The organism is Flexilinea flocculi (assembly GCF_001192795.1).
GTDB classification, from domain to species: Bacteria; Chloroflexota; Anaerolineae; order Anaerolineales; family Anaerolineaceae; genus Flexilinea; species Flexilinea flocculi.
In genome coordinates this window covers 1976166-2001677 of the sequence record NZ_DF968181.1, presented here as the reverse complement: position 1 = coordinate 2001677, position 25512 = coordinate 1976166, and the positions used below count along the sequence as shown (strand labels likewise).

20 protein-coding genes are annotated in these 25512 nt (G+C 40.9%); 8 read left to right on the top strand and 12 right to left on the bottom strand.

Annotated features, from left to right (window positions below):
- Window positions 1-126: 126 nt before the first annotated feature.
- From ATC1_RS13285 to ATC1_RS13245, 9 genes are all read right to left on the bottom strand, one after another.
- Window positions 127-402, bottom strand: coding sequence for an anti-sigma factor family protein (locus ATC1_RS13285; protein ID WP_062283245.1), 276 nt, complete (start codon window positions 400-402; stop codon window positions 127-129).
- Window positions 399-1004, bottom strand: a complete 606-nt coding sequence (locus ATC1_RS13280) for a sigma-70 family RNA polymerase sigma factor (protein WP_062283242.1) — start codon at window positions 1002-1004, stop codon at window positions 399-401. Before ATC1_RS13280 ends, ATC1_RS13285 begins: the two co-directional genes overlap by 4 nt.
- Window positions 1001-2317, bottom strand: a complete 1317-nt coding sequence (locus ATC1_RS13275) for a DVU_1553 family AMP-dependent CoA ligase (RefSeq protein WP_062283229.1) — start codon at window positions 2315-2317, stop codon at window positions 1001-1003. Before ATC1_RS13275 ends, ATC1_RS13280 begins: the two co-directional genes overlap by 4 nt.
- Window positions 2314-3711: a radical SAM (seleno)protein TrsS gene (trsS, locus tag ATC1_RS13270; RefSeq protein ID WP_236688138.1), complete on the bottom strand. Its 1398-nt coding sequence runs from the start codon at window positions 3709-3711 to the stop codon at window positions 2314-2316. The genes ATC1_RS13275 and trsS overlap by 4 nt, the downstream gene beginning before the upstream one ends.
- Window positions 3674-4126 carry a DVU_1555 family C-GCAxxG-C-C protein gene (locus ATC1_RS13265; protein WP_062283223.1) on the bottom strand — a complete coding sequence of 151 codons (453 nt, stop codon included), beginning with the start codon at window positions 4124-4126 and terminating at the stop codon, window positions 3674-3676. Before ATC1_RS13265 ends, trsS begins: the two co-directional genes overlap by 38 nt.
- 241 nt (window positions 4127-4367) lie before the next feature.
- A complete protein-coding gene (gene trsM, locus ATC1_RS13260) occupies window positions 4368-4997 on the bottom strand; it encodes a DVU_1556 family methyltransferase (protein WP_407920573.1) in 630 nt (209 codons plus the stop codon).
- Window positions 4997-5209, bottom strand: a complete 213-nt coding sequence (locus ATC1_RS13255) for a DVU_1557 family redox protein (RefSeq protein ID WP_062283217.1) — start codon at window positions 5207-5209, stop codon at window positions 4997-4999. The genes trsM and ATC1_RS13255 overlap by 1 nt, the downstream gene beginning before the upstream one ends.
- Window positions 5209-7497 carry a pyridine nucleotide-disulfide oxidoreductase/dicluster-binding protein gene (locus ATC1_RS13250; protein WP_062283214.1) on the bottom strand — a complete coding sequence of 763 codons (2289 nt, stop codon included), beginning with the start codon at window positions 7495-7497 and terminating at the stop codon, window positions 5209-5211. The genes ATC1_RS13255 and ATC1_RS13250 overlap by 1 nt, the downstream gene beginning before the upstream one ends.
- 403 nt (window positions 7498-7900) lie before the next feature.
- Window positions 7901-10630 carry a molybdopterin-dependent aldehyde oxidoreductase gene (locus ATC1_RS13245; RefSeq protein WP_062283210.1) on the bottom strand — a complete coding sequence of 910 codons (2730 nt, stop codon included), beginning with the start codon at window positions 10628-10630 and terminating at the stop codon, window positions 7901-7903.
- A gap of 338 nt (window positions 10631-10968) precedes the next feature.
- On the opposite strand from ATC1_RS13245, the gene ATC1_RS13240 reads away from it, so the two are divergent.
- The 3 genes from ATC1_RS13240 to mtaB all read left to right on the top strand — a co-directional run bounded on the left by ATC1_RS13240 (window position 10969) and on the right by mtaB (window position 14112).
- Window positions 10969-11874: a class I SAM-dependent methyltransferase gene (locus ATC1_RS13240; protein ID WP_062283207.1), complete on the top strand. Its 906-nt coding sequence runs from the start codon at window positions 10969-10971 to the stop codon at window positions 11872-11874.
- A gap of 120 nt (window positions 11875-11994) precedes the next feature.
- Window positions 11995-12834, top strand: coding sequence for a pyrroline-5-carboxylate reductase (gene proC, locus ATC1_RS13235; protein WP_062283204.1), 840 nt, complete (start codon window positions 11995-11997; stop codon window positions 12832-12834).
- Window positions 12835-12837: 3 nt separating this feature from the next.
- The gene (mtaB, locus tag ATC1_RS13230; RefSeq protein ID WP_062283201.1) at window positions 12838-14112 is read left to right on the top strand and encodes a tRNA (N(6)-L-threonylcarbamoyladenosine(37)-C(2))-methylthiotransferase MtaB; all 1275 of its coding nucleotides are present in this window, start codon (window positions 12838-12840) and stop codon (window positions 14110-14112) included.
- Window positions 14113-14185: 73 nt separating this feature from the next.
- Here mtaB and ATC1_RS13225 read toward each other — a convergent pair whose 3' ends face one another.
- Window positions 14186-14779 carry a SanA/YdcF family protein gene (locus ATC1_RS13225; RefSeq protein ID WP_062283197.1) on the bottom strand — a complete coding sequence of 198 codons (594 nt, stop codon included), beginning with the start codon at window positions 14777-14779 and terminating at the stop codon, window positions 14186-14188.
- A 622-nt stretch (window positions 14780-15401) separates the two neighbouring features.
- On the opposite strand from ATC1_RS13225, the gene ATC1_RS13215 reads away from it, so the two are divergent.
- Window positions 15402-17120 carry a nucleoside kinase gene (locus tag ATC1_RS13215; protein ID WP_062283191.1) on the top strand — a complete coding sequence of 573 codons (1719 nt, stop codon included), beginning with the start codon at window positions 15402-15404 and terminating at the stop codon, window positions 17118-17120.
- A 198-nt stretch (window positions 17121-17318) separates the two neighbouring features.
- Here the strand turns inward: ATC1_RS13215 and gcvT are convergent, their stop codons facing one another.
- Both gcvT and ATC1_RS13205 read right to left on the bottom strand, forming a co-directional pair.
- Window positions 17319-20468, bottom strand: coding sequence for a glycine cleavage system aminomethyltransferase GcvT (gene gcvT / locus ATC1_RS13210; RefSeq protein ID WP_062283187.1), 3150 nt, complete (start codon window positions 20466-20468; stop codon window positions 17319-17321).
- Between the two features lie 142 nt (window positions 20469-20610).
- Entirely contained in the window at window positions 20611-21480 is an 870-nt protein-coding gene (locus ATC1_RS13205) for an alpha/beta hydrolase (RefSeq protein WP_062283184.1), read from the bottom strand.
- 565 nt (window positions 21481-22045) lie between these two features.
- Here ATC1_RS13205 and ATC1_RS14760 point away from each other — a divergent pair.
- The 4 genes from ATC1_RS14760 to ATC1_RS13185 all read left to right on the top strand — a co-directional run bounded on the left by ATC1_RS14760 (window position 22046) and on the right by ATC1_RS13185 (window position 25446).
- Entirely contained in the window at window positions 22046-22225 is a 180-nt protein-coding gene (locus ATC1_RS14760; RefSeq protein WP_152024322.1) for a hypothetical protein, read from the top strand.
- Between the two features lie 354 nt (window positions 22226-22579).
- Entirely contained in the window at window positions 22580-23677 is a 1098-nt protein-coding gene (locus tag ATC1_RS13195) for a hypothetical protein (RefSeq protein WP_062283178.1), read from the top strand.
- Between the two features lie 446 nt (window positions 23678-24123).
- Window positions 24124-24996, top strand: a complete 873-nt coding sequence (locus ATC1_RS13190; protein ID WP_062283175.1) for a substrate-binding domain-containing protein — start codon at window positions 24124-24126, stop codon at window positions 24994-24996.
- 27 nt (window positions 24997-25023) lie between these two features.
- Window positions 25024-25446, top strand: coding sequence for an arsenate reductase ArsC (locus ATC1_RS13185; protein ID WP_062283172.1), 423 nt, complete (start codon window positions 25024-25026; stop codon window positions 25444-25446).
- The last annotated feature ends 66 nt before the right edge of the window (window positions 25447-25512 follow it).

The following is a 25512-nucleotide window of genomic DNA, read 5'->3' as shown; positions in this document are numbered from 1 at the left end:
ATTAATTCGAAATCGTAGGAGGATTGTTTGATGTTGTGTGATTTATAAGTTCTGCTCAAAAATCACACAGCATCAAAATTTCTCTCAGTATCCGATAATCTGCATAAATTTCGAAATGCTGATCCATTATGAAGATTCTTGGTGCTTTTTCAAATCATCTAATGCTAATTTTTTAAATAATCGTTCGCGCACGTCATTCGGTAAATTTGTTTCTTCAGAAGCACATTTTTCATAAAGTTCTACAGTCTTTTTCAGTGTGTCAACTACGATGCGGCAATTTTTGCAATTTTTTAAATGTTCTTCAATTTCAGAGCACAATTCCGCTTGCAGATCACCATCAATGAATTCCGAAAGATTTCCTAACATTTGTTTGCATGATGGAGCATGGTTATGGTTTTTCATAATTCTTTTTCCTCAATGAAAAACTTGTTGAAGTATGCTGAAAGTTTTTTTCTTAGGATCATCCGTGCCCGCATCAGTCTGATTTTCACATTGTTTTCACTGATTTGTAATGCATCAGCGGTTTCTTGCGTCGATAATCCTTCTATATCGCGCATTACGAAAACAATTCTGAGAGATTCGGGAAGGGTTTGGACTGCCTGATCTAAAAAATGCCGGCTTTCTTTGGAGAGCAATTCTCCTTCAGGCAGACAGCAGAAATCAACAATGTCCTTCTGTTCAATATCCAGATCATCGGAAAAAGGCTCATTGTCATCAATAGAGACAATCTGCGGTTTCCGAATCCGAATCTGCATCAGTGCTTCATTCAGGGCAATGCGGTGAAGCCAGGTATATAAACCGGATCGGTTTTCAAATTCAGGGATGGCACGATAGGCTTTCAAATACGTTTCTTGTAAAATATCTTCCGCGTCTTGTTCGTTGCCCAGAATCTGAAGTAAGGTGCGATAAATTTTCCCAGATGTCTCATCAACTAACATTGCAAACGATTCCTCGTCTCCGGACTTTAATTTATCTATTTGGACTGTAGATTTTTCTTGATTCATGACGCGATTCTTTTTTTTCTCATTTCAAAAGCAGAGTCTGGAAATCCAATTTCATTTTGGATAATTATATGCGTTATTAAAGGATGCTGATCTCGAATCATCCGATCAATGATAGATGCATTTTTGAAATGAGACTCTGATTCCCAGTATAGATTCAGTTTTAAGTCTTTCCCGATCCATGCAGCATTAAAACCATTGATTCCGGATTGGTCGAAGATTAAATCATCCAATTGTTGGATCGAAATGATTGATGGATCATCATCTTTTCGCTTTTTAATCCATTCATAAGTTTTTTGAACCGTGCCGCAGGGGCAGTCTCCTTGGATCACCCGACTGATATCTTTCGATCGATAGCGGATCAACGGCATTCCTTTCCGCGTCAGAGTTGTGAGAACGACTTCTCCGGGAGTCCCGTCAGGAACTGGCAGCCCATTTGAATCAATCAATTCAAAATAGAGATCGGCTTCCCGCAAGTGGAATCCTCTTGCCGCAGCGCAATCAATCCCGACGCCCAAACCAGCTTCTGTCATACCGTAGTGCTGCAATATGCTGCAATTCCAGGTTTCTCGTATACGATTCATCAGAGAAGGTGCTGCATAATCGGTCGATAATAAAATAGAACGAACCGGACAATTTTTCATTCCAGCTATTTGCCAGACTCGAGCCAGCGTAAATACTTGTTTTGGCGTACCGACAAGCGTTTGAATCCGGAGCGCTTCGATCCGTGTATTGGTAGCATATGGATCAGTAAACGGTCCATGCTGGATCCCGATAGAACCGACTCTTTCGATACCTTTCTGTAAAAGATCTCCGACACTTCCTGGAGTATTCCCGGGTAAAAGGATCAGAACTTTGTATCCTGGTTCGATCAGAGTGGACATACCAACACCAAAAAAATCAATCGTCAATTCTTGATCTTCCCGTGTGAAAAAGATGCGTTTTGGTTTACCGGTTGTTCCTGAGGTATCCAGCGTGACGATTCGGGCAATCTCGCTTTGTGAGACACAGATCATCCGATTTCCTTCTTTTGCGATGTCATCAGCCGTTGTAAAGGGATATTTTTCAAATTCTGTAAAACTATTCAGGTGTTCAGGGAAAGATGCAAACAAATTTTGATAAAATGGGCTGCGTTTTTTTACATATTGCAATACCTGATTCAATCGAGCTAACTGCCATTGTTGTAAGATTTGTGTCGACAATGAGTCCCTTAAAATCCCAATTTTCCGCTCAATTTCAAGTTGAACGGGTGTCAGCGGCAATGCAGTCAGTTCTGTTTGATTGATTTTGGGATCGGAGACGATATTTGGATTCATCGATAGATTGAATTTCCGGATTCACCTGTTAAATTACAGGCACAGAAAGGAACCAGATTCCCTTCCGGCGATACGATCATGATATAACAGCTTCTAAGGCGTTCCAGGTCTAAATTCCAGGCATCCTGGAATGCCATTCCTGAAATGGTGAACTGATAGTTCTTCTTCCGCTCAAGAAAATGATCCCATTCCGAAAAAAACGGCTCTGGATTCCTTTGTTTTAAGTGAATTTTTTCAGGAAAAGTCCATGTCTTTGCGACAAAATTTTGAGCTTTTATTCTACTGGCTGAAGCTTCTATGGATTTACAGCAGCAACCTTCCGTTTTTTCATTCGGAACAAATTTTGATAAAGCTTTTAAGGTCCCATCCTCCATCAGGACAAAATTTGCCTGAAAACCGCACATCGGATGCTGACCACCGCCTGGTTTAAAATGGTCAACTTTTATCAATCCGTTTGTCTGTTCTTCCACTTTTCGAAATATTTCCGGAATGGTCAACCGGTCTTTATTTTCAGGCTTTTGCATCATTCTTCCGGAATAACAAACAGGTTGGATATGGACACACCGAACTACTGGAATATGAGAAATAGCGTAATGGATGATTTCTCCCAGATTCCAGTCATTGATTCCCGGAATTACCGTTGGAACCAGGACGACACCGATTTCTGCATTCTGACATCGTTCTATGACTTTCTTCTTCAAATCGAATAGCGGTTTTCCGCGAATGCGTTGGTAAATTGAATCTTCTGTCCCATCAAATTGAAGATAGACAGTATTTAGTCCGGCTTCTTTCAGTGTTTCAAGAAAACCTTCCTCCTCTGCGATTCGAATTCCATTCGTATTGAGTTGAAAGAAGTTAAACCCCATCTGTTTCCCGATGCGAATGATCTCCGGAAGATCGTCTCGGAGCGATGGTTCCCCGCCGGAAAGCTGAATATTAAATGGACCGCCTGCTTCCATCAGTCGCTGATACCAGAAACGGATCGTGTCGATGGATGGATCCATTCGTTTGGAGATCCCGGCAGAAGCGTAACAAACAGGACATTGCAGATTACATCGCTGCGTGACTTCCAATAAAACACAACAGGGTTGCTGTTCATGATCCGGACAGAGCCCGCAATCATACGGGCAGCCATAGTTCAGATTGGTAAATGGATGATCCGGATGAGCGGGGATGTTTTTCATCCCCCAAGTTTCCAGCGAAGGTTCACCCCGCCAGGTAATCACAGAGAAAGAACCATGATCCGGGCACGTTTTTTCCAAATAGACATGATGATTTTCTCTGATGACTTCCATTGCCGGGATGACTTTTAAACAAACCGGACAGACGCTTTGTGTCTGTGAAAATATTCGGGGTTCATTCATCCAGGATTCCCCCGGTAAGATCGTAACCATTTTTGACTAATAACTCTTTAATATATTGTAACGTTTCAGCGATCATGACAGGGCAGCGATCCATATCAATTTTCCCTGAATTTAAACCTAAAATCTCATTGCAATGAATTCCGCCGTATGTTTCCCCATATCTCTCTTTAAACCACTTAATCAGATCTTCAATCATAAACATCAGCCGTACATCATCCTGATCCTGTAAAGATCCTTTGCCTGCATATAGCCCCAACACAGCAACGGCGCCCGTGAGCACTCCGCAAAGATCGCCTGACCATCCTATTCCGCCTGCGAAGCCGGTCATAGCACGCACAACATCAGGATTTTCTTTCCCTTGCATCTCTAAAGCCCGGATCATCATAATTTGACCGCAATTGTAGCCTTGACGGCCATATTGTAATAATTCTTCGATTTCTTCCATCGATAACTCCTTTTTACCAGTTTCGATTCAGTATTCTGTTTTTAACAAAATCTCCAATCGAGTATTTCTCTTGCGATTCGAAATATGGGGAAATTCATTTATTTTTGTGTTGTTTCTGTACAAAGCGAAAAAAAACACGACAACGGGTTTTCTCGATTGATTCGAAAAGTTGGTTAATATCTCGAATTACTGGAATTTTTCAAATTCAATAACATTGATAAAGCCGAATAATTGAACGGATTTATCCATATGTATGAGCGTTTTTTCTCCCGATCAATATAAAATAGCCCAGATTTCTCGATCCTTTCATTCCATGCTGCCCGTTTGGAAAACAACAAGGCTCTATGGAATCTTGTTCCCATAAAATTTTAAAAATCAAGTCTCTTAATTCTCGTGTATGATCTTCCCATTGGATAATCTGAAAACCCATCTTCCTGATTATCTCAAGATATTGGTTCATTGTAATCAGATTACAATCGCTATCTTGATCGGAATGCAGATACAGATCGCTCAATAGTAATAATCCAGATTGTTTCAGGATTCGACGGGCTTCCGATAAACCTGTTGAAAGATCATTCTGGATGGATAGAACACATTCCATCATAACTGCGTCAAAAGAGTTTGATATCAATGGCAAGTCCAGAAAATCAGCTTGTATAAACTTGATTTCATTGGAATTAATAAAATGCTTACTCAGATCGACACCAGTTGGCTCAAACCCATTGCGATGCAAGAATTCACAAACAATACCCTCCCCGCATCCCAAATCTGCAATGGCTGCATGAGCGGGAATTCCACTCAATTGGACCAGACGTTTTGTCAATTCCAAACCACCTGGATGAAAGCAAGTTTCAAAGGTAGTGCCGGAAATTATTTGTCCTCCATTTGTTGTTCAATTTCGAGCATCTTATGAATGGCTAACGATTCTGGAATGAACACTTGACCGCACTTCTTACAGACTGGAAGATCTACTGGAAATGAACCTTCCAAATACGATACAACGACCTTTTTCAATTCCAGTTCGCAGTTGCATTTATCACATCGCCATTCTGCGAACTCTTCATTTTTAACATATTGCGCCATCAGTTTGCCTCCTCAATGAACATTCTGTGTGAATAGGCAGTAAAAATCTGATATCCATCATTCTTCGGCAAATATTCAATCCAATACGTTACATGTCCCGGAGTAGCATGGGTCAGGTAATGCCCAGTTTGTGCATTGACCATCCGGTTTCCTGTTTCGAGCGTTTGATACAAAACCTGCTGCAAATCCTCCACTAAAATCATTCTTTCTTCTAACACGCTGCGGACTTCCTCAGAAATAAAAAGTTTGATCTTTTCATAAGGTGCAGATGCGTTCATTTCTTCACTCCAATACTTTTTTAATAAGTGCTTTTTTAAACGAGATCGGTTTTCATGCCGCATGGAATAATCCGGTCTTGGCATGGCTTTGCCGCTGATGATTCGCTCCGGATCAAAAAATAAATCTAAAATATGATACGCATTTTTCCCCCGTTTCAGAAAAAAATCACGGCACATGGCGCAATAGGTTAAATAATCATGAGGATTCTCTGCAGCAAGGGCATCCACAGCGGCATCGCTGAGCGAGCGATTTGCGTTCCAGGCGTTACCTCCATAAGTACAACAGGAAGTTTGATCTCTGTTCAGCGGGAGTTCTTCCAATTGAATGCCAATTTTTTTTGCTAACGATCGCACAGCGTCCTGAACTTCTGGTTGATATCTTGCTCCACATGGATCATGAATCGCAAAGGTTTGTATTGTTTCATGTTGTTTCGAATGAATATCCATTTGATCCAATATGGTCCAAAGGGAACGAATCTTTAATGCAGGGTAGAAATTTCGAAATGTTTGCATGCAACCAGGACAACCGACAATCAATTCGGGATTTCCGAGAGATTCAACTTCCTGAAGCAATTCATTGCGAGCCTGCTGAAATTTCTCTTTTTCGCCAGCCCAATCTGCAATAATTCCGCAGCATCTCAGCAATAAACCGGTGGAATCGCTGAATTTTTCCAGCAATAACGCATAAACTTTTTCCACTGCAGCAGGATTTGAGGCAGAAAGCTGACATCCGGGGAAGAATACAAATGAACAAACTTTATGTCCTTCCGGGCTTTTCGCTACCATAAACGCATCGCTGTTAGAAAAAATCATATCTCGCAAAGCAAAGTCAAATGCTGAAGGGGGCATTTTTTTTGTCTCCACCATAGTTTGCCTTGTTTCCCGTATGACATCGTGAAAATTCAATTTATTTGGACAGACGCTTTCACATTGACCGCAAACGGAACAAGAATTAATCATATTATTCTTTTGCCGTAATCCCGTGCAGATGGACACATTGTTGTAAACCTGCCGCAGGTAAACACGGGGATACGCTTCATAATGGCGGATAAATTCACATCCTTTCGCACATTCCATACAAGTACATTGGATACATCTGGCTGCTTCCTGTATGGCAGTGTCTTCGTCCGGTATTGTTTGCGAATTCCGAATGAAAGTATGGGATGGCGGAACAGAAGTTAACGATGTAAACAGACGCGTCTCATAACTGCCTTCATCGGATCTGGAAGCAGTCATCGATACATTTTGTATATAACGATCCATTGAAATTGCTGCCCGTCTTCCGTCAGCTGCCTGCTCAATCCATGATTCTGGAGCGGCTGTCCCGCCAAAAATACCGCTGGTTTCTGTCATGCGAGTAATTTGATCAATTCGGTTAATTTCCAGGTTGCCGGAAATGTACACACAAATAAATTCATCATCCTGTATTTTGAATTTTCCACTGTCAATAATTTGCAGGGCAGAAGATCCTGTTGTATGCTGCGATAGGTTTAATTCGATTCCCATCTTAATAAGAAGAGAACAAGTGTCATCGATGATCTGAGAGGGCAAAATCGTTTCCGATACATTTTTCAGAAATCCGCCAGCTGATGATGCAGGTTCATAAATCTTCGTAATATAGCCTTTACGGCGCAGGTCATATGCCGCAGCCAGAGCATCCAGCCCGGAACCCAGAAATGCCACTTTTTTATTTTTTTGCGGAAGCATCGTCGGCAAAGCGGATGAATTCGAACGGGAGAAAAGGAAGGATTCGAGAGCGCGAATGCTTATTCCTTCGCCAATTTCTGAGAGCCGGCATTTTTTCTGGCAAGGTTCTTCGCATATTCGGCTTAATATTGATGGAAACGGGATACTTTTTCGATAAGTTTTAAACGCTCCATCCATATCATGATCTCTCAATTGGCGAAGCAATAATCGGACATCCATATGCATGGGGCAGGCAGCAATACATGCTGGCGCTTCTTCCTGTATACAGTACGATTCCAACAATCTTAATTTCTGTTGATCCATGTTGTATTACCCTCCAGTAATTCGAAATATCAATTTGCTATTCGAATTAATCGGGAAAAAATAGTCATTGTGATGTTTTTGCGCTGCACATAAAAACATCACAATGACAAAGAATTCCCCCCCGTATTTCAAATTGCTGATTTCCCTCTGATTCATTGATTGTATTCGGTATTGATTTGTTCGTAAAGTTCCTCAGTCGCTCAAATTATTGACCAACGATTGAATATCGATATCAATTTGTTGTACAGTGATTGTTGGGATCCGAACAACAATTACTGTTAAACAAATACTCTTTCTCATTAGCTGAGATCGATTACATATAAATCGCTGTCTCTCTGTTCTCTCTAATAACGAAAGAGGCTGCCGATTCAAGACAGCCTCTTCATACCTTATCAAATTGCAGTTAATTTTTTAGCGCTTTCAGACCTTCCAGTACTTTTTCCGGATACGCTGGTAAATGGCGGATGCGGACGCCGCAAGCGTTGTAGATCGCATTGATTACCGCAACATGCGGAGATGTCAGCGGTAATTCACCGACACCGCCGGCGCCGTACGGACCGTATTCACGTGGATTCTCAAAGAAGCGGATATCCCATTCATCCGGCACATCATTGCAGTACGGAACACCTGCGCCACGCATTGTTGTGTGTTTTTGGTAATCTTCGATATCCTCTGAAAGAGCCAATCCGATGCCTTGTGTACACCCGCCGAGAATTTGCCCTTCAACGATCAGATAGTTGTTGATTTTCCCGCAGTCTCCATAGCAGGTATATTTATCCACTTTGGTTTTACCGGTTGCTGTTTCCACGGTTACTTCCGCCATAAACAAACCGTATTCATAAACCATAAACGGTTTACCCTGCGCTTTATCATCGCAGCCGACTGCATCGGACATCGCAAATTTTCCGGATACTTTTGTGCTTTTCCCGTCTTTTTTCATTTCATCAAAATTCCGGTAAGTACCATCATTCTTCTTCATCTCTGCTAACAGGTTTTCACAGGCAATCTTAATTGCGTTGCCAACCATGGTTTGCGAGCGGGAACCACCTGCAGGTCCTGAATTCGGCGTATATTTCATGTCATTGAAAATCAACTTAATCTGATCTACTGTGAAACCAGCTGTTCGTAATGTTTCATGAGCTGTACCGAGAGCGCCGGCATCATTTCCCTGACCATGTTCACCCCACGAGGAGAAGATGATCACTTTCCCTTCCGGAGTCAGTTCGGCATACGCTTCAGCACTGTCAACGCCATCGAGACCGCAGCCATACACACCCAGTGAGATACCAACGCCTTTCTTAAACTCAGGGGTGGATTCTTTTCTTGCTTTTTCTTTTGCAGCTTCATAATACGGTTTGAGTGTGTCAAACATTTTTTCGAAGCATAGACTGTCCGGCTTTTGTCCTGTCGGAGTGGTGGAACCTTCCCGATAAATGTTCTTGTATCGCAGATCAAATGGATCCATACCCATTTTTTCTGCCAGTTCATCGATACAGGATTCGGAGGCCAGATACGCCTGCGGAGATCCATAACCGCGGAACGCTGCGCCCCAGATATGATTGGTGCAAACGGTTCGACCAATTCCGCGGATGTTGGGAATGTTATAACCGCCACCCATAAACTGATTGACGCGCAATGTCAATAAATCGCCAAATTCGGAATAAGGACCATGGTCAACGAACCAATCACCTTCCATGGCAATCAGCTTTCCATCTTTATCTGCTCCCATCTTACAATGTAAGAACATCGGAGAACGTTTTCCTGTGTAAGTCATGTGCTGGTAGTAGTTATAGATTAAAACAACAGGACGCTGTGTCGCCAGACATGCTACACCCAGCAGCGCTTCTAATGTAGGACTGAATTTATAACCGAAGGTTCCGCCGGCATTGTTCTCAACCAGTCTGAGTTTATCCATGGAGATTCCCATGCCTTCGGCAATCATCGCTGCATGAAGATGAATCCCGATTGATTTTGAATGAATGGTGAGACAACCATCTTCATCCATATACGCAAAACCATTATCCGGTTCCACTGTCAGATGCGGTTGACGCTGCAGATAGTAATCACCTTCTGCAACAAAAGCGGCTTTTTCGAACAACGGTCCGACTTCTTCTCCTTTTACCGTTTTTTGTTCAAAGTAAATATTGGGTGTTCCCGGGTGAATCTCAATGGCATCATCTGCCATAGCTTCCGGTGCACTCATATAAGCAGGCAACACTTCCAATTCCACTTTGACGAGTTTCGCTGCAGCTTCTGCGTGTTCTTTGGTATCAGCACAGACAATTGCCATTGCATCGCCGATCTGGAATACTTTCTTATCGCACAGAATCGGACGATCCCATCCATCACCTTTATTGGTCGGGAAGGTAATTAATCCGGTGATCTGATTTCGGCCTTTGACATCTTTGGCTGTGACGACTTTGAAGACTCCCGGCATTTTCTCAGCTTCTGATGTGTCGATTCCAAGGATATTCGCGTGTGCAACTTCAGATTGAACCAAAGCGCATTGCAGTGTATCTGAAGGAAGTTTTTGGGCAAGATCAGCGCCAAAATCCCAAGTTCCGGTCACTTTTGCTTCTTCTGAAGGCCTTGGACGGCTTGTACCCCAAACTTTGTTTTCTGCCGGTTCTTTGTAAATCAGTTCTTCCAGTTTCTTCTCACCGCGGAGAACAGCAGCGGCTTCCATTAAAGCGTCGACATACGGTTTATAACCATTACAGCGGCAGACGTTATGATGTTTTGTAAACCAGTCTCGAATTTCCTGGCGGCTTGGCTTTGGGTTTTCAAGCAACAGCGCGTAGGATGAAACGACAAATCCGGGTGTGCAGAAACCGCATTGAGCGACACCGTGTAACTTGAAGGCAGCCTGAATCGGGTGTAGTTTGCCCGGAGTCCCGATACCCTCAACAGTGAGGATGGTTGATTCATCCGGGACTCGTTCCATTCTTACTATACAGGAAAGTGTTAACTTACCATTCAGAATGACTGAGCAGGCGCCGCAGTGTCCTTGGCCGCATCCCTTTTTTACACCTAAGACATGGATTTGATTGCGCAGCACATCTGCAAGCATCGAATCCGGATGATGGATGACTGTCTGTCGAATACCGTTAATTGTTAAAAACTTTTTCTCCATGAATACTCCTTATTCTACTGAATTGGATTGAGCCATTTAAACATGCTTGTTTTGATGAATGGGATAGGTTAACAATTCTCATGAAAACAATCATTTGTAAAGCAATTACATTAATGGTAAGAAGGATGTTAAAAAAGGTCAATGATGAATTGATGAGAATTGCAAATTTATAAAAAAATTGTTATAAAATACACACAAAAAACGCAATATGTCATAATAAAATTTTAAATAATTAATAATTGAATATTCGCCTCCTCGATTGAAAAACGGATTGATCGATTCGAATTGTTAGAGGTTTCAGGTTTTTGAGGATTCTGAAGGAGAATCTGATTATACTTATGGCTATGTTTAATACAACGATCTATCCAAAAATTGAAATTATGACCTCACCCGATTGGATTGATTACGAATTAATCGACAGCGGAGAGGGAAGAAAACTGGAACGTTTTGGTAATATTCGGGTAATTCGTCCGGAAGCAGAAGCAGTATGGAAATGTCTGCTGCCAGCCAGTGAATGGGAAAAAGTCGATGCGGAATTTATCCCTTCACCGGAAGAGAATGGCGGACATTGGAAGCCCTTTCATAAAATTCCAGAATCCTGGAATATTCAATATAAAGGACTTTCCTTTAAGTTGATGTTTTCCAACTCAAAACAACTTGGAATTTTCCCTGAACAGGCTTGTCAGTGGGATTGGGTTCAAGAACGGATTCGTATGGCGAAAAGGCCGATGCGGATATTAAACCTTTTTGGATATACCGGTGCCATTTCTTTGGCAGCAGCTTCTGCAGGAGCAAAGGTAACGCATTTGGATGCCTCAAAAAAAGCAATTCAATGGGCAAAAGACAATCAAAGTCTTTCATCATTGCAAGCAGATTCCATCCGTTGGATGATGGATGATGGTTTGAAATTTGTCCAACGAGAATCACGGCGGGGATCTTTTTATCAGGGGATCATTCTTGATCCACCAAAGTTCGGAAGAGGACCCAAAGGAGAAGTCTGGGAGTTTTATAAAGGCTTTCCAGAATTGGTTCAGGCATGCAGATCGATCCTGGCAGCGGACGCTGATTTTATGCTGATTACTGCTTATGCAATTAAAGCATCTTCATTGACGCTGAATAATTCACTCAGCGAAATCACACGAAGTATTGGCGGATCCATCTCCAATGGAGAAGTCTGTTTACAGGATCGATCCGGAGGCAGATTGTTGTCCATGGCAGTCTATGGTCGCTGGCAGAAAAATTAGACGTATATCAATGAAAATGCAATCTGCTTCTTTTGAAGACCTTATCATTTATTTAATGGAAAAGGTTTCTCGAAATCTCGAATTGCTGTTAACTAACTTACCGACAAGAAAGGTAATTTCATGGAAAATATGAAAATGGCAATTATCGGTTCCGGAATGATGGGGCGGGCAATCATCACAGGAATCATTCAGAATCAAATTTTTAATCCGGAAACAATTTTTGTTTCGGATGTCGATCCGGAAAAAACGAAGGCACTTCATGAAGAGCTGGGTGTTTCAACTGCAATCTCGAATACTGAATGTGTAGAAGGCGCAGATATTGTTTTAATCGCTGTGAAACCGCAATTCTTGCAACCTGTTTTGGATGAATTACATGGAAAAATCAATTCAGAGTCGCTGATTATCTCGATTGTTGCCGGCGTTCCAATTCAGCGATTTGTGGACGGACTGGGAAATCAGAAAATTGTTCGAGTGATGCCGAATACTCCGGCTCAAATTTTGGAGGGAATGTCTGGATGGTTCACATCTGCGGAAGTCAGTTCCGATCAAAAAAGGCTTGTTGAGAAAATTCTAAGCGGTTTAGGACTTGCGATCTATTTTGATAAAGAATCGGATCTGGATCAAGTCGCAGCAGTTTCCGGCTCCGGTCCTGCCTATGTATTCCTGTTTATGGAAGCAATGATTGATACGGCTGTCCATATGGGATTCCCGAGAAAAATTGCAGAGAAACTGGTTATACAAACCGTACGCGGATCGGCTGATTATTTTGAAAGACGGGGCGTCCATCCGGCTGTTCTTCGTAATGAGGTGACATCTCCCGGCGGAACAACTGCGGAAGCATTATATTATATGGAAAAGGAAGGACTTCGACATGCAGTTTCTTCCGGGATGTGGGCTTGTTTGAACCGGACAATCGAACTCCGAGAGAATCTGCCTCGACAGAAGGGACCGACAGTGTAGCTCGTGAAAGTTTTTTTTGATTTAATTGGATGTCGTCTTAACCAAGCAGAAATTGAGCAATACGCTGCTCAATTTCGTTCCCAGGGACATGAAATCACCGGCAGCCGGGAAAATGCTGATTTGATTATCATTAATACTTGCGCCGTAACGGCTGCTGCAGCCTCAGATTCTCGCGAAAAGATTCGTATTGCAGGAAACAATAAGAAAGCTCAGATAATTGTAACTGGCTGCTGGTCAGACATGGATTCTGAAACCGCAGCAGCGTTGCCCGGTGTCGTGAAAATCATTCCTAATCAGAAAAAAGATTTTTTGCCATCGATCATATTAGGCATATCTCCAGAGCTATTTGATCTGGAACCGATTAAACGGGAACCGCTGCCTGGTGTTCATGCGAGAACCCGCGCCTTCATAAAAGTTCAAGATGGCTGTGACAATTTTTGTACATTTTGTGTAACCAGACTTGTGCGAGGGAAAGCGCGCAGTGTTTCATTTGAGGAAATACTTCAACGCATTCAATCTGTTCAGCTTGCTGATGGTAAAGAAATTGTTTTAACCGGCGTCAATCTTGGCGCCTGGGGCCTTGATCTGAATCCGAGAACTGATTTAACCGGTTTGCTGAAGCGAATTCTGATGGAGACGGATATTCCACGGATTCGGCTCTCATCGTTGGAAACCTGGAATCTAACGGAAGATTTTGTAAGATTATGGGAGAATCCACGACTTTGTCCGCATTTTCATATTCCTCTGCAATCCGGATCGGAAAGTGTGTTGAAGCGTATGGCTCGGAGAACCAGATTATCCGATTTTCGTGAACTGGTTCGGCAAGCTCGCTATTTGGATCCTGCTTTTGCCATAACCACTGATGTGATCGTCGGATTTCCTGGAGAGACGGAACAAGAATTTCAGCAGACGCTCGATTTTATCCGCGAAATTAATTTTAGCGGAGGTCATGTGTTTCCATTTTCTTCCAGACCCGGTACTGCTGCAGCTCGTATGGATGGAAAAATTACTGGAAGAATTGTTAAAGAACGATCAAGAATTTTACGTGATGAATTCCTAAAACAAAAAGACCGTTTTTACCAATCCTTTGTCGGGGAAACAATGCGTGTTTTGTGGGAAAACAGTTCGGTTTATGAGAATAACAATTGGGAATTACACGGCATGACCGGCAATTATTTAACCATTAAATCGCATTTTCCAAAAAGACTGCAGAATGAAATCAGCGAAGTAAAAATTGAGCATTATGATGGAAAATCGCTGACAGGTTTGATCCTTTAGAAAATGGTTATTGTTATTTCGTAAACAGTGATTTGAAATGTTGGTAAATATTTCGAATTACTGTTCCATTATTCTATCTGGTGCTTTTTCTGATATCCCAAAATGCGCGAATTGTTGCCGGAATCTCTCGAATATGCCACCATATTACGTCATCAACGCGATGTATTTCATGCTTCGCGATAATCCCATGTGCTTCGATACCCAGATTCGATGCAATAAAAAGAACACGCGGAAGATGAAAAGATTGCGTAATGAGCGCTGCTTCGTTAATTTGATACATATTTTTTGCATTAAAACAGGTATTGAAACTGCGAAAACCGTCAGGATCGATGAGAATGTCCTGTTCGGGAATTCCGGCCTGAATTCCAGCAAGTTTCATCGCCATTGGCTCATTATAATAAATCCAGCGGTTGGTTCCGCTAAAAATTACTTTTCTGACTCTACCGGAATGATATAAACTTGCTGCGGTTTGGATGCGCTCCATCAATACTTTTGACGGCTGTCCATTTTTTTCTAACCCTGCACCAAAAACAATCGCGGTTGAATGACAGGGAGCAGTCTGAACGGGAAAGCACAAATGTCGACTCCATGCAATCAACACAACGCGGGTGATGATCGGAATCAGAACGATCACAGAGAAAAACAGGATTATCGGGATTAGAATCATTGATTGGTTCCTTATAATTCTGACATACAAATGTGATTCATCATTATACCTTTTGATGAATACTGATCTTATATACAGCAATGCAAAAGGTCAATCTTCATTTATATGTTGCTCAATAAATTCAAACATTTTCCAGCGATTCGAAATTTAAAAACAAATGTTGTTAAGGTGTTGTTATGGCGTTTTACGCGGAGCACAAAAACACCATAACTATTTTTTTATTCTGTTCGAAAAGCATATCCATATTGTGTATCTTTGAACAATTACCGTTTCACATGTTTTCGTCATATGATTATATAATTCGTTTGAAACAGGAGTGATGGTTTTCGGCATTAGTTCGAAATGTGATAAGAATCCTTGTTTTTATTTGATAAGGTAAATCCGTATTTCTCATTGCGATGCTTTTTTGAAAAGAATGCTCTTGAAGAAAAATCGGAAAATTCATGGAAGATGAAATTTCTTTTACATGCTTTTCCATGAATAAAGTGGAATATGAAATGTAAATAAACCTTTCGAGGATATTGAAAAATTGGTTATCATTTTATTTTTACGCAGAACGCTAAACAACATGATGACAATCAAAATAATGGATATTTCGAATTCCTGATGAATTGAGGACAAGATGGAAGAAAAATTTTGTTTTGTTGAGACCGGAAATATGATTGAAGTCGAGTTGCCTGACGGACGAATTATTAAGGGACCGCGAGGCAGTACAGTCGAGCAATTTCTCCAATTGATCGTTCCCGAACTAACCCATCCTTTAACAAGTGCGATCGTCAATAATGAATTGCGGGAATTGTCATATATAATCGATCGAAATTCGACAGTTCGTCCTGTAACCACGGTTGAGTCTGACGGCAAAAACATTTATCGCCGCTCCCTTGTATTCTTGCTATCAGCAACGTTTGAGCATTTGTATCCCAATCATGAATTAAAAGTCGATCATTCAATTCAATCTGGTGGCTTGTTTTGCAGTATCAGTGGACCTGAAATCCGGAATCAAAAAGAATTTATCACAAAACTTGAATCCGAAATGCGGTCTATGGTGGATCGCAATTTACCAATTCAAAGAAGCAGATTATCTTTGGATGAGGCGAAAGCGATGTTTACCCGCAGGCATCAAAAAGAAAAAGTACATTTACTGAAATTCAGAAATAAACCGTATCTGACGATCTATCAACTGGAAGATTTTATTGATTACCATTACGGGTATATGGTTCCTTCAACCGGCTATCTGAAAACTTTTGCTATCGAACCATCCCTGAATGCGAATGAATTCTTCCTTCGTTATCCGAAGGATATGCTGACTAATGAAATCTCACCGTTAAATGAATCACCAAAGATGATGCTTGAATTTCGACGATACGGTGATTGGCTGAAGAAACTGGGTATTGATTCCATTGCATCGTTAAATGAAGCCATTGAAAAAGATAGAATTCAAGAAGTGATACTTGTCAGCGAGGCTTTGCATGATCAAAAATTCGTACAGGTTGCTAAAGAAATTGCAGAAGGCGAAAAAAAGGTCAAAGTCGTCTTAATAGCCGGCCCGTCATCTTCCGGAAAGACAACATTTTCAAAACGATTATCCATCGAGCTGCTTGCATTGGGAATCTCACCAGTACCGATTGAAATGGATGACTTTTTTGTCGATCGAACGCTAAGCCCAAAAGACAAGGACGGCAATTATGATTTTGAGTCATTTCATAATTTGAACCTGCCATTGTTGGAAGATTGCGTTAAAAAGCTGATAAAAGGGGAAGAAGTTCAGCTACCCAGGTATGATTTTTTGGACGGGAAGAGCAAACCTGGGAAGATAATAAAACTGGTAAAAGATCAAATGATCATTTTGGAGGGAATTCATGGATTAAATCCGGAGTTGTTGAAGGAGATTAATCCGAATCTGATGTACAAGATATTTGTATCCCCTTTAACCCAGCTTAATGTTGATCGCTATAACCGTGTTTCCACAGTGGATACCCGATTAATACGTAGGATTGTCCGGGATTATCGTGATCGCGGGTACAGTGCTCAGGAAACAATCGCACGCTGGAATTCTGTTCGCGCAGGTGAAGAGCGAAATATTTTTCCTTACCAAGGCATGGCGGATGAATTCTGCAATACTTCCTTAGTGTATGAACTATCGGCTTTAAAAACTTTGGCAGAGACGGCGCTGCAGCAAGTACCCTGGGGAAATCAGGAATTCATTGAAGCAAAACGATTGCTTTCGTTTTTAGAATGGGTACTTCCATTGGATACCAGCCTGATCCCTGAAAATTCAATATTAGCTGAATTTATCGGTGGATCCAATTTAAAAAATTTTTCAGTGTGGAGACATTTCTAAAACAGCACTTCAAAATTTGATTTAGGTTTATGATGAAAATGAGTAAATATGCGTAATGTTATTTTTTACGCAGAACGTAAAAATAACATTTCAACAGAATATCCTTCTCATATTTCAAATTGCTTGAAAAAGAAGAATTCCGCATAAGTCAATCGTTATCTGACAAATATGCGGAATTCTTATCTGTTGATGAATCGATTATGAAGGAATCAGCTCTTTTTTTTCCGGTTTGGGGAAACGGCTGATAACAACGGCCTGATTGGGCAGTGTCATCTTTTCTCCATCGGATAATTGATCAGGATTTTTTAGCTGTGTCTTCTCGCTGTTTTGATAGATATACAAAGTTGTCCCTTCTTCAGTATACTTCATATCCAGCATTGCCAGCCCCATAATCCAGCCTTCTTTATCCATCGCGCAGCTGGTTACCCTTCCAATAACTTTCCCTTTGCAATCCAAAACGGGATCATTGTTGTGTGCCAGGCGGACGGTTTTATCCGTGAAGCGGAAGCGAACAAGGATTCGTTTTTGATTTTCTTCGTCCTTTCGAAATGCTGATCGACCGATGAACCAGGATTTATAGGTTTTTACAAAACTGCTCAAACCGGCTTCTCCAACGCGATAATCACATTGTCCGGCCAATTCGTGACCATACAATGGAAGTCCTGCTTCAATTCGCAGCGAATCCCTTGATCCCAAACCACAAGGTTTCAGACCCATCGGTGATCCGATTTCTAAAAGCTTATTCCAGAGTGCTGGCAGCTTTTCCGGATGGACAAAAATTTCAAATGAGATTTTTTCTCCTGTGTACCCTGTACGCGCTGTATAAAGATCGAATCCGCCCAGTGTAACATGACAGATGTGACCTTTTTTAAGATTCCTGATTTTTGCGGAATCTTCTTCAGACGCTCCCAACTTTAGTAATATATCTGTCGATAACTGTCCTTGCAGCGCCAGATCAACTCGCATCCGATCACCAGCTTTTGGATCGCGAAGATTTTCAAGAATGACATTTCTGCCAAACGCGCAGGCATCTGGTTGTTCATTATCAACTAAAACTGAATGTTCCCGGACAGCGTTTATCCAGTCCCAATCTTTTGCATCATTTGAGGCATTGACTACAACCAGATATTTTTCTGATTCAATTCTGTAAATGATTAAATCATCAATTACATGGCCATCCGGATCCAACAAGTGTGTATAACAGGTATCTCCAATCTGAACTGCGGCTACATCATTACCAACAATGCTGTCAAGAAAAACCATTGCGTCAGGACCAGATGCAAGGTAAACGCCCATATGAGACACATCGAACAATCCTGCAGCATTCCGTACGGCAGCATGTTCTTCTTTAATTGAAGTGTACCAAACCGGCATTTCCCAACCGGCAAAAGGAACCATTTTTGCTCCAAGGGCTTTGTGAGTTTCAAATAATGGCGTCTTTTTTGCCGGAAGACTTTCATCTTCAGCGTACTTGGAAAAATCGAATTTTGGAAGTGGATTCCCTGCTGTGACTTTAGAACCAATTGAATAGGGCTTGACAAAAACCTTTTGGGAAGATTCAATTCCCTTAATCGGTTCACATTCTGAAATATAAACCGGGCCAGGCAGACGTTTACGCAGATCATCATCAAATTTTACAAACCCGTCCGAGAGCGCACGCAGCCAGGCTGCCACAATCGGCATCTTAGATGATTCACATTCAAATTGGAATCCTTCCTCTCTTAATGTAAGGCGGCCTTCAATAAGCTGTCCATCTACGCTTATGGTAGTTTTTTGATATGTGTGCATTTGCAAAGCTTCCGCATCACTTTGAAACGCATAATTGACAAATTCTCGATTGAGACAGCCATGAATCAGAATGGCGGATTGACCGTTGCGGGATTTGAATTGATCATCTATGTAATAAAAATGCGGATAGCCATATGCGGGATCAGGATTCAGCTCGCGTTTTTGTGCGCAAAGGTTTCTAACGCGAATCTTACAATCTTCCATAACCGAGAAATCGATTCTGGCCCGCTGTAATTTGCCTTTGGCTCCTGGCATGGAATATGGATGAATTGCAAAGAGTACATCCGCAATGATGTCAGCAACTTCTTTCATATCCGCTTCTTTCAGACCAATCTGCGTGATACAGGGAGTGCCCATGCGGATTCCACTGGCTTTCAAAGCTGATTTGTCTCCTGGAATTGTGTTCCGATTCAGAACGATACCGACGATATCCAGGATACGGGCGGCGATGTCACCGGAAAGTGTCGTTCCATCAGTGCCTTTGATCCCTTTGCAATCCAGCAGTACCATATGGCTGTTGGATCCATGATAGGCGATTTTCAATCCTCTGGCTTGAAATTGGCGGATTAAAGCTTGTGTATTGTCAAGAATTTGCTGTTGATATCTTTTGAATTGGTCAGTTTTTGCAATTTTAAACGAGGTTGCCAATGCGGCAAATACATGAGCGTGCGGACCTCCTTGTTCTCCTGGGAAAACCGCTTTATCGATAATTTTTGCCAGTTTCGGATCGGTTGTCAAAATAACGGCGCCTCTTGGACCCGAAATAGTTTTATGTGTCGTAAAAGAAATCACATCAGCATATCCGACAGGAGATTCAATCACGCCTGCTGCGGCTAAACCCGCGATATGAGCCAAGTCTACAAAAAGATACGCTCCAACACTATCTGCAATTTCCCGATAGCGTTTCCAATCAGGAATATACGGGTAGGAAGTATATCCTGCGATGATCATCCTCGGTTTATGTTCCGTTGCCAACCGTTGGATCTCATCGTAATTCAGCATATCCGTATCCGGATCAACGGTGTAATGGACAATATTATACAGAATTCCGGATCGATTTACCGGACTCCCATGTGTTAAATGTCCGCCGTGCAGAAGATCCATGGCAAGAACAGTGTCTCCGGGATTAATGAGATGATAAATTGCATTATTGGCAGGAGCTCCTGATAATGGCTGCACATTTACCTGAATATCATCAGCGCTGACGCGATCGTTAGCAAAAGCTTCGGCACATCGGCGGCGGGTTAATGCTTCTAAGATGTCAATATAATCCACCCCTTTGTAGTATCGCGGATCTGAGTTTCGGCGATAGTCGCCCAGCATAGAAGGATAATCTAACAGCTCTTCTTCAGATAATGACCGGGATTCCTCGTTCGGATAGCCTTCTGCATAGATATTCTGAAAAACTGATCCCAATGATTCACGAACAGACTCAGGTGCAAAAGATTCGCTGGGAATCATGATGAGTTTTCGCTTTTGACGTTCTGTTTCGAGCTTCGTCAACCATTCGATCGCTCCGTCAATTTCTGAAAGAGGACCATCGAACAAATAGTTTTCCATGAAAAAACCTCCTGGACTGTACAATTGATTAATTAATTTTAAGTTTATCGCAATTTACCAAAAAGCATCTTATCCAATGCTAAAACCGCGATTCGAGAAGTATGTCCAAGGTTATTTTGAGGTTTCAACAGATCTCAAAGATTTATTCAGAATTGGTCAGGATGTTGAGCTTTTCTCCTTCAGCCTTGATGGTTTCAAGAATCCAGTCGCGAATTGTAAAAAAAATATCTTCTTTATTTGGCTCATTATGCAATTCATGAAAACCGTCCTTTATTTGGTGATAAGTTACATTCCCTTTGATTTTTGCGGCAAATCGATTGGTAGCACTCGGATCTACCAAAATATCCTTGTCACCTTGAAGCAGCAACAACGGAAGTGGATAAGCGGATTGAGCCAGCAAGCGTTTCCCTGTTTTGTAAATATCTACGCCTAATTGTAAGGATACGCGATTATGCACCAGCGGATCAGAACGATATTTTTCAGCGATTGATGGATCCTGTGAAAGACCCTGAACGTTCATTCTATTTTGAATTGTCAAATCTGGAAAAAGGCGAATCATTAATTCAAGAATTTGAATAACACGATCGGGCAACGGATTTGCCAATCCAATTGCTGGTGATGACGCGATGATCCCGCAGATAGATTCTGGATGATTCAGCCCGTAGGCAAGAACAATTGCACCTCCCATAGAGTGACCATAAAGCAGGATTGGTATTTCCGGCTGTTCATTTCTCAATCGATTTATCAAATTCGTGATGATTTCAAAAACTTGCTGATACGATTCCGCTCCTCGTTTGCCGCTCGATTTTCCGTGCCCGATTTGATCAAATGTATGAAATTCGATTGACAAGGGCGTAAAGAACTCGGCAGCATCTCGATAACGATTTGAATGTTCACCGATTCCATGAACGAGAATGATTCTGGCGATCGCTGCTTGGTCATCCGGCAGCCAGGATTGCATAAAAATTTTGTGATTTCCTGAAAGTATATCTAATGACGACTCGGTTCTCATAGGGCCTCCAAATATCCATTCATAAATACCAAACACAGTTCATGAAGATCTGTGAGTCGAAATATGAGAAGAATTCTTTGTAATTCTTACGATTTTACGCGGGACATAAAACCATCAGTACTACTTTTTTTTCTTGCTTCATTAGAAAAGTCAATCCATATTTCGAATTGCTCCATAAGTTTCGAATTCTGATGAGAAGGAAAATAGAATCATTAATCATGCGATTTTAGCTATATCATACAACGAAAATATTTCTTGCGAATCTGTCGTTTCTATGATTCCCTGATTCGGTCAATTAAAAACTCGATTTTACGAGGTGCAATACTTGCACACTCGATTTTCTAAAATAAATCACATCGATCGTATTCATATTCTTTTTATGCGGACTGCTTAATAGCACACTATGAAAATAAAAAAAATTTTGAAAAAAAACAAAAAACGGATTACCGATTCTATCAAGAAGGTAGAAAATTAAATAAAAGTCTCATGACAAAATAGTCTTGAATCATAGTTTCTAACCATGTTTTTCGGATGAAAAGATGAAAAAAATTTTAGGAGAAAATCAATGTCATTTAAGATAATCCTCAGATGTCCCAATTGTGGAAAAAAATTAAAACAAATACCGGAATCCAGGCACTTTTTTTGTGACCAATGTAATGACGAACTGGCGATGCGATTGATTGACGGGAAAATTGCGCTCCTTTCAATCCGTAAGGAAAAAAAAGATTCTGGGGAAAAAGAATGATGTGAAATTCCTCTTTTTTACCAGACATTCTCCTTGAACGAAAATAAATATCTAACAATTTCATGAGGGTTTTCCCCTGCTTTTTGTAAATCTTATTTTAAATTCTGCTGATTCAGAATGAATCATCAGAATTTAAAAAATAGGGGGAGTTATTTATTGCCGTTTTGTTTTTACTCGAGCAAAACAACACGACAATATTTTCCCTCAATTGAATTAAAAAGGCAGGCTTATATTTCGAATTGCTGATTCGGAATTCTTAAATTATCCAATGACGAATTGAAAAATCTTAATTATTTTGTGATAATGAGTATAAATCCGGAATATGAATTAGAAATGCAAGAGTAGGAGCCTCCAATGAAAATAGTCAGGATTGCGGTATTGATTTTCGTTTTCTTAATGACAACATTTACTGTCACCGCCCAATCAGAACCCCTTGTTTTTGAAGGAACTGAGGAAGATGTGATCGAAGAAAAGATTAATGTTGCGGAATATCCAATTATTCAACTCGAATCCGATTGTCAAAATGAATATGACACGATTTCGATTACCCTTTATGGCTCTAAAGATGAGGAAATTGTTGTCTTTTATAACTCCTGTCCAAGCCAGGGGAAAATTTATTACGCGAATAATGAAATTGATCAGATCGAATATGTCCAGGTCTCCTCAGAGGGCAATTGGAAGATTTCCTTTTTGCCGATGAGCGCTGCTTATATGGATACCTATCAGGCGCCTGTGACGGTAACCGGTTCCGGATCATCCGCCTTTATGATTCAAAATTTTGATAAGATTCTGACTTATTCATTCAAAGCTGAAAGCTTTTTTGATTTAACGCAGTATTCTTCGGATGGAATTAAAGGATATGAAGGATCTAAAATGCTCCTTTTTGAAATGGGACCGAAAGAAGGAAAAACCATTATTGATCCGAATTTTTCGATTTTCCAGGTTACCTCATCCGGAGAATGGAGCCTCGAATTTTCCGCAGGAAAATCTGCTGCTGCAGCGGATGATATAATTCCCGAACAACCAGTGGAACAGGTGCTTCCCAGCGTTGATCACTTACAACCGGATTTTCTGAACGTTTACTTTACCAAGGAGATGAATTCAGATCCAACTGTGGAAAAAGAGTTGGAAGGGATAGCTGATTCTCTGGGACTACTGGACGAAGAGGTACTAATCGATTGGCAGTTATATACTTATAATGGAAAAATCTCAATAGAAAAATTGATGAAAGAAGTTCAAAGCTTTTATCAGGAAGAATATGCGGATGATGGATATCTCTTGTTGTCAGAACCTGTAAAACTTCCTTTGGTCATTCTGGAAGAAGATCTGGGTGATGGATACCGGATTCTTTTAGAAAAAGAAGAAAATAAAATTTGGATCTACATAACGAATTCGAATTCAGAAGAAGAAAAACACATTTTTGTATTCTTTTGTGCTCCCGAATCCGTATAACGATCAAAAATCTTTAATATTTATTCTTATAAAGATAGATCGATCTTGGAGTAATCAATTTAACGATCAGGATTTCCTGAATCAAAAAATAATTCTGTGAAAAAAAAGTTCTTCTGCGTAGTACGAAAAAAGATTGAAGGACTTTTTTTTAATTCATACACAGCGATTTAAAATACGGGGAAGCTTCTTTGTTGATGTGATGTTTTTGCGCTTCGCGCAATAACATCACATCAACAAGTTTTTCCCTCTTTATTCGAATAGTAAGTCTATATTACGAATTACTCGAAAAAAATAATGAATTAAAATTTTCTGCACTTATCAAATCATTCAGTCAAATTCGAATTGCTTTTTCCATTATTCAAGACTTTACAAAAACTTTACATTTCAATTATTTTTTTCTTTACATTTCTTTAGTAATATCAGTAAATGGAAAACCGGAGGGAAAAATGAAACGGCCAATTTATCGCATAATTTTGGCAATCTTTGCGTCAATTGTATTATTTTCCGGCTGTTTAGAAAAAGGGGCTTTCCAATCAGATAAGGAAATCTCCGTTATTTCCCGTGAGGATGGATCTGGTACTCGAGGTGCTTTTATTGATTTGTTTGATATTGAAGAAAAAGAAGATGACGGTACAAAAGTCGATCATACAACGGATGAAGCCAGTATCACAAATAATACGTCGGTGATGCTTACCGCGGTCATCGGAAATCCTTACGCGATCGGTTATATCTCCCTGGGTTCAATGAATGAAGCGGTGAAAGCGGTCAAAATTGATGGACGGGAAGCAAATGAGAAAAACATCTTGAATAATTCATATAAAATCTATCGTCCCTTTTCGATAGTCGTAAAAAATGAAGCGAATGTTCTCTGCAACGATTTTATTAATTTTATTCTAAGCTCGGATGGACAGGCAATTGTAACGTCCAACGGTTACGTTGCTGTCACGAAAAATCCGCCTTATACAAATCGTCGAATGACAGGAAAACTGGTCATTGCAGGTTCTTCATCAGTGACACCGGTCATGGAAAAACTGAAAGAAGCGTATATCCTCCAAAATCCGGATGTTTCTATCGAAATCCAGCAAAGTGATTCATCAACCGGCATGACTTCAGTGATTGCGGGTATATGTGACATTGGTATGGCTTCCCGTAATTTGAAGGACAGTGAATTGGAAGCAGGTCTGGTTCCGACAATCATTGCAAAAGATGGACTTGCTGTGATTGTCAATAAGAAAAATCCGATTCAGGATTTAAGTTTTGATCAAGTGAAATCGATTTTCACGGGGAAAACTCTGTTTTGGTCAGATTTGCATAAATAACGCAAATCAGGAAAAAGGAAGGATCAAATGAAACGCGTGTTATTTGTCTGTGTGCATAATTCTGCCAGAAGCCAAATGGCAGAAGCTTTTTTGAATCAATTAGGCAAAGGGAAATTTTTTGCCGAAAGTGCCGGATTGGAACCTGGAAAATTGAATCCCCTGGTTGTTAGAGTGATGAGCGAAATTGGAATCGATATCAGCAAGAATTCCACCAATTCTGTTTTTGAATATCTTAAAGAGGGTAGGACTTATTCCATTGTTGTCAAAGTCTGTGATCAGATCAACGGACAACGCTGTCCGATCTTTCCATCTGCCGGTATTTCGCTGAACTGGAATATCACAGATCCATCAGCAGTTGTCGGTTCGGAAGAAGAAAAACTGGCGCAGATCAGAGCCATACGAGATGAAATCAAAACGAAAGTCGAAGCATTGATTACAGTATATGGCTAATAACTTTTATTCCCGTTGGATTCAAAAGACTGGGGAATGTTCCGCTATGACGAAGCGAATAAGACG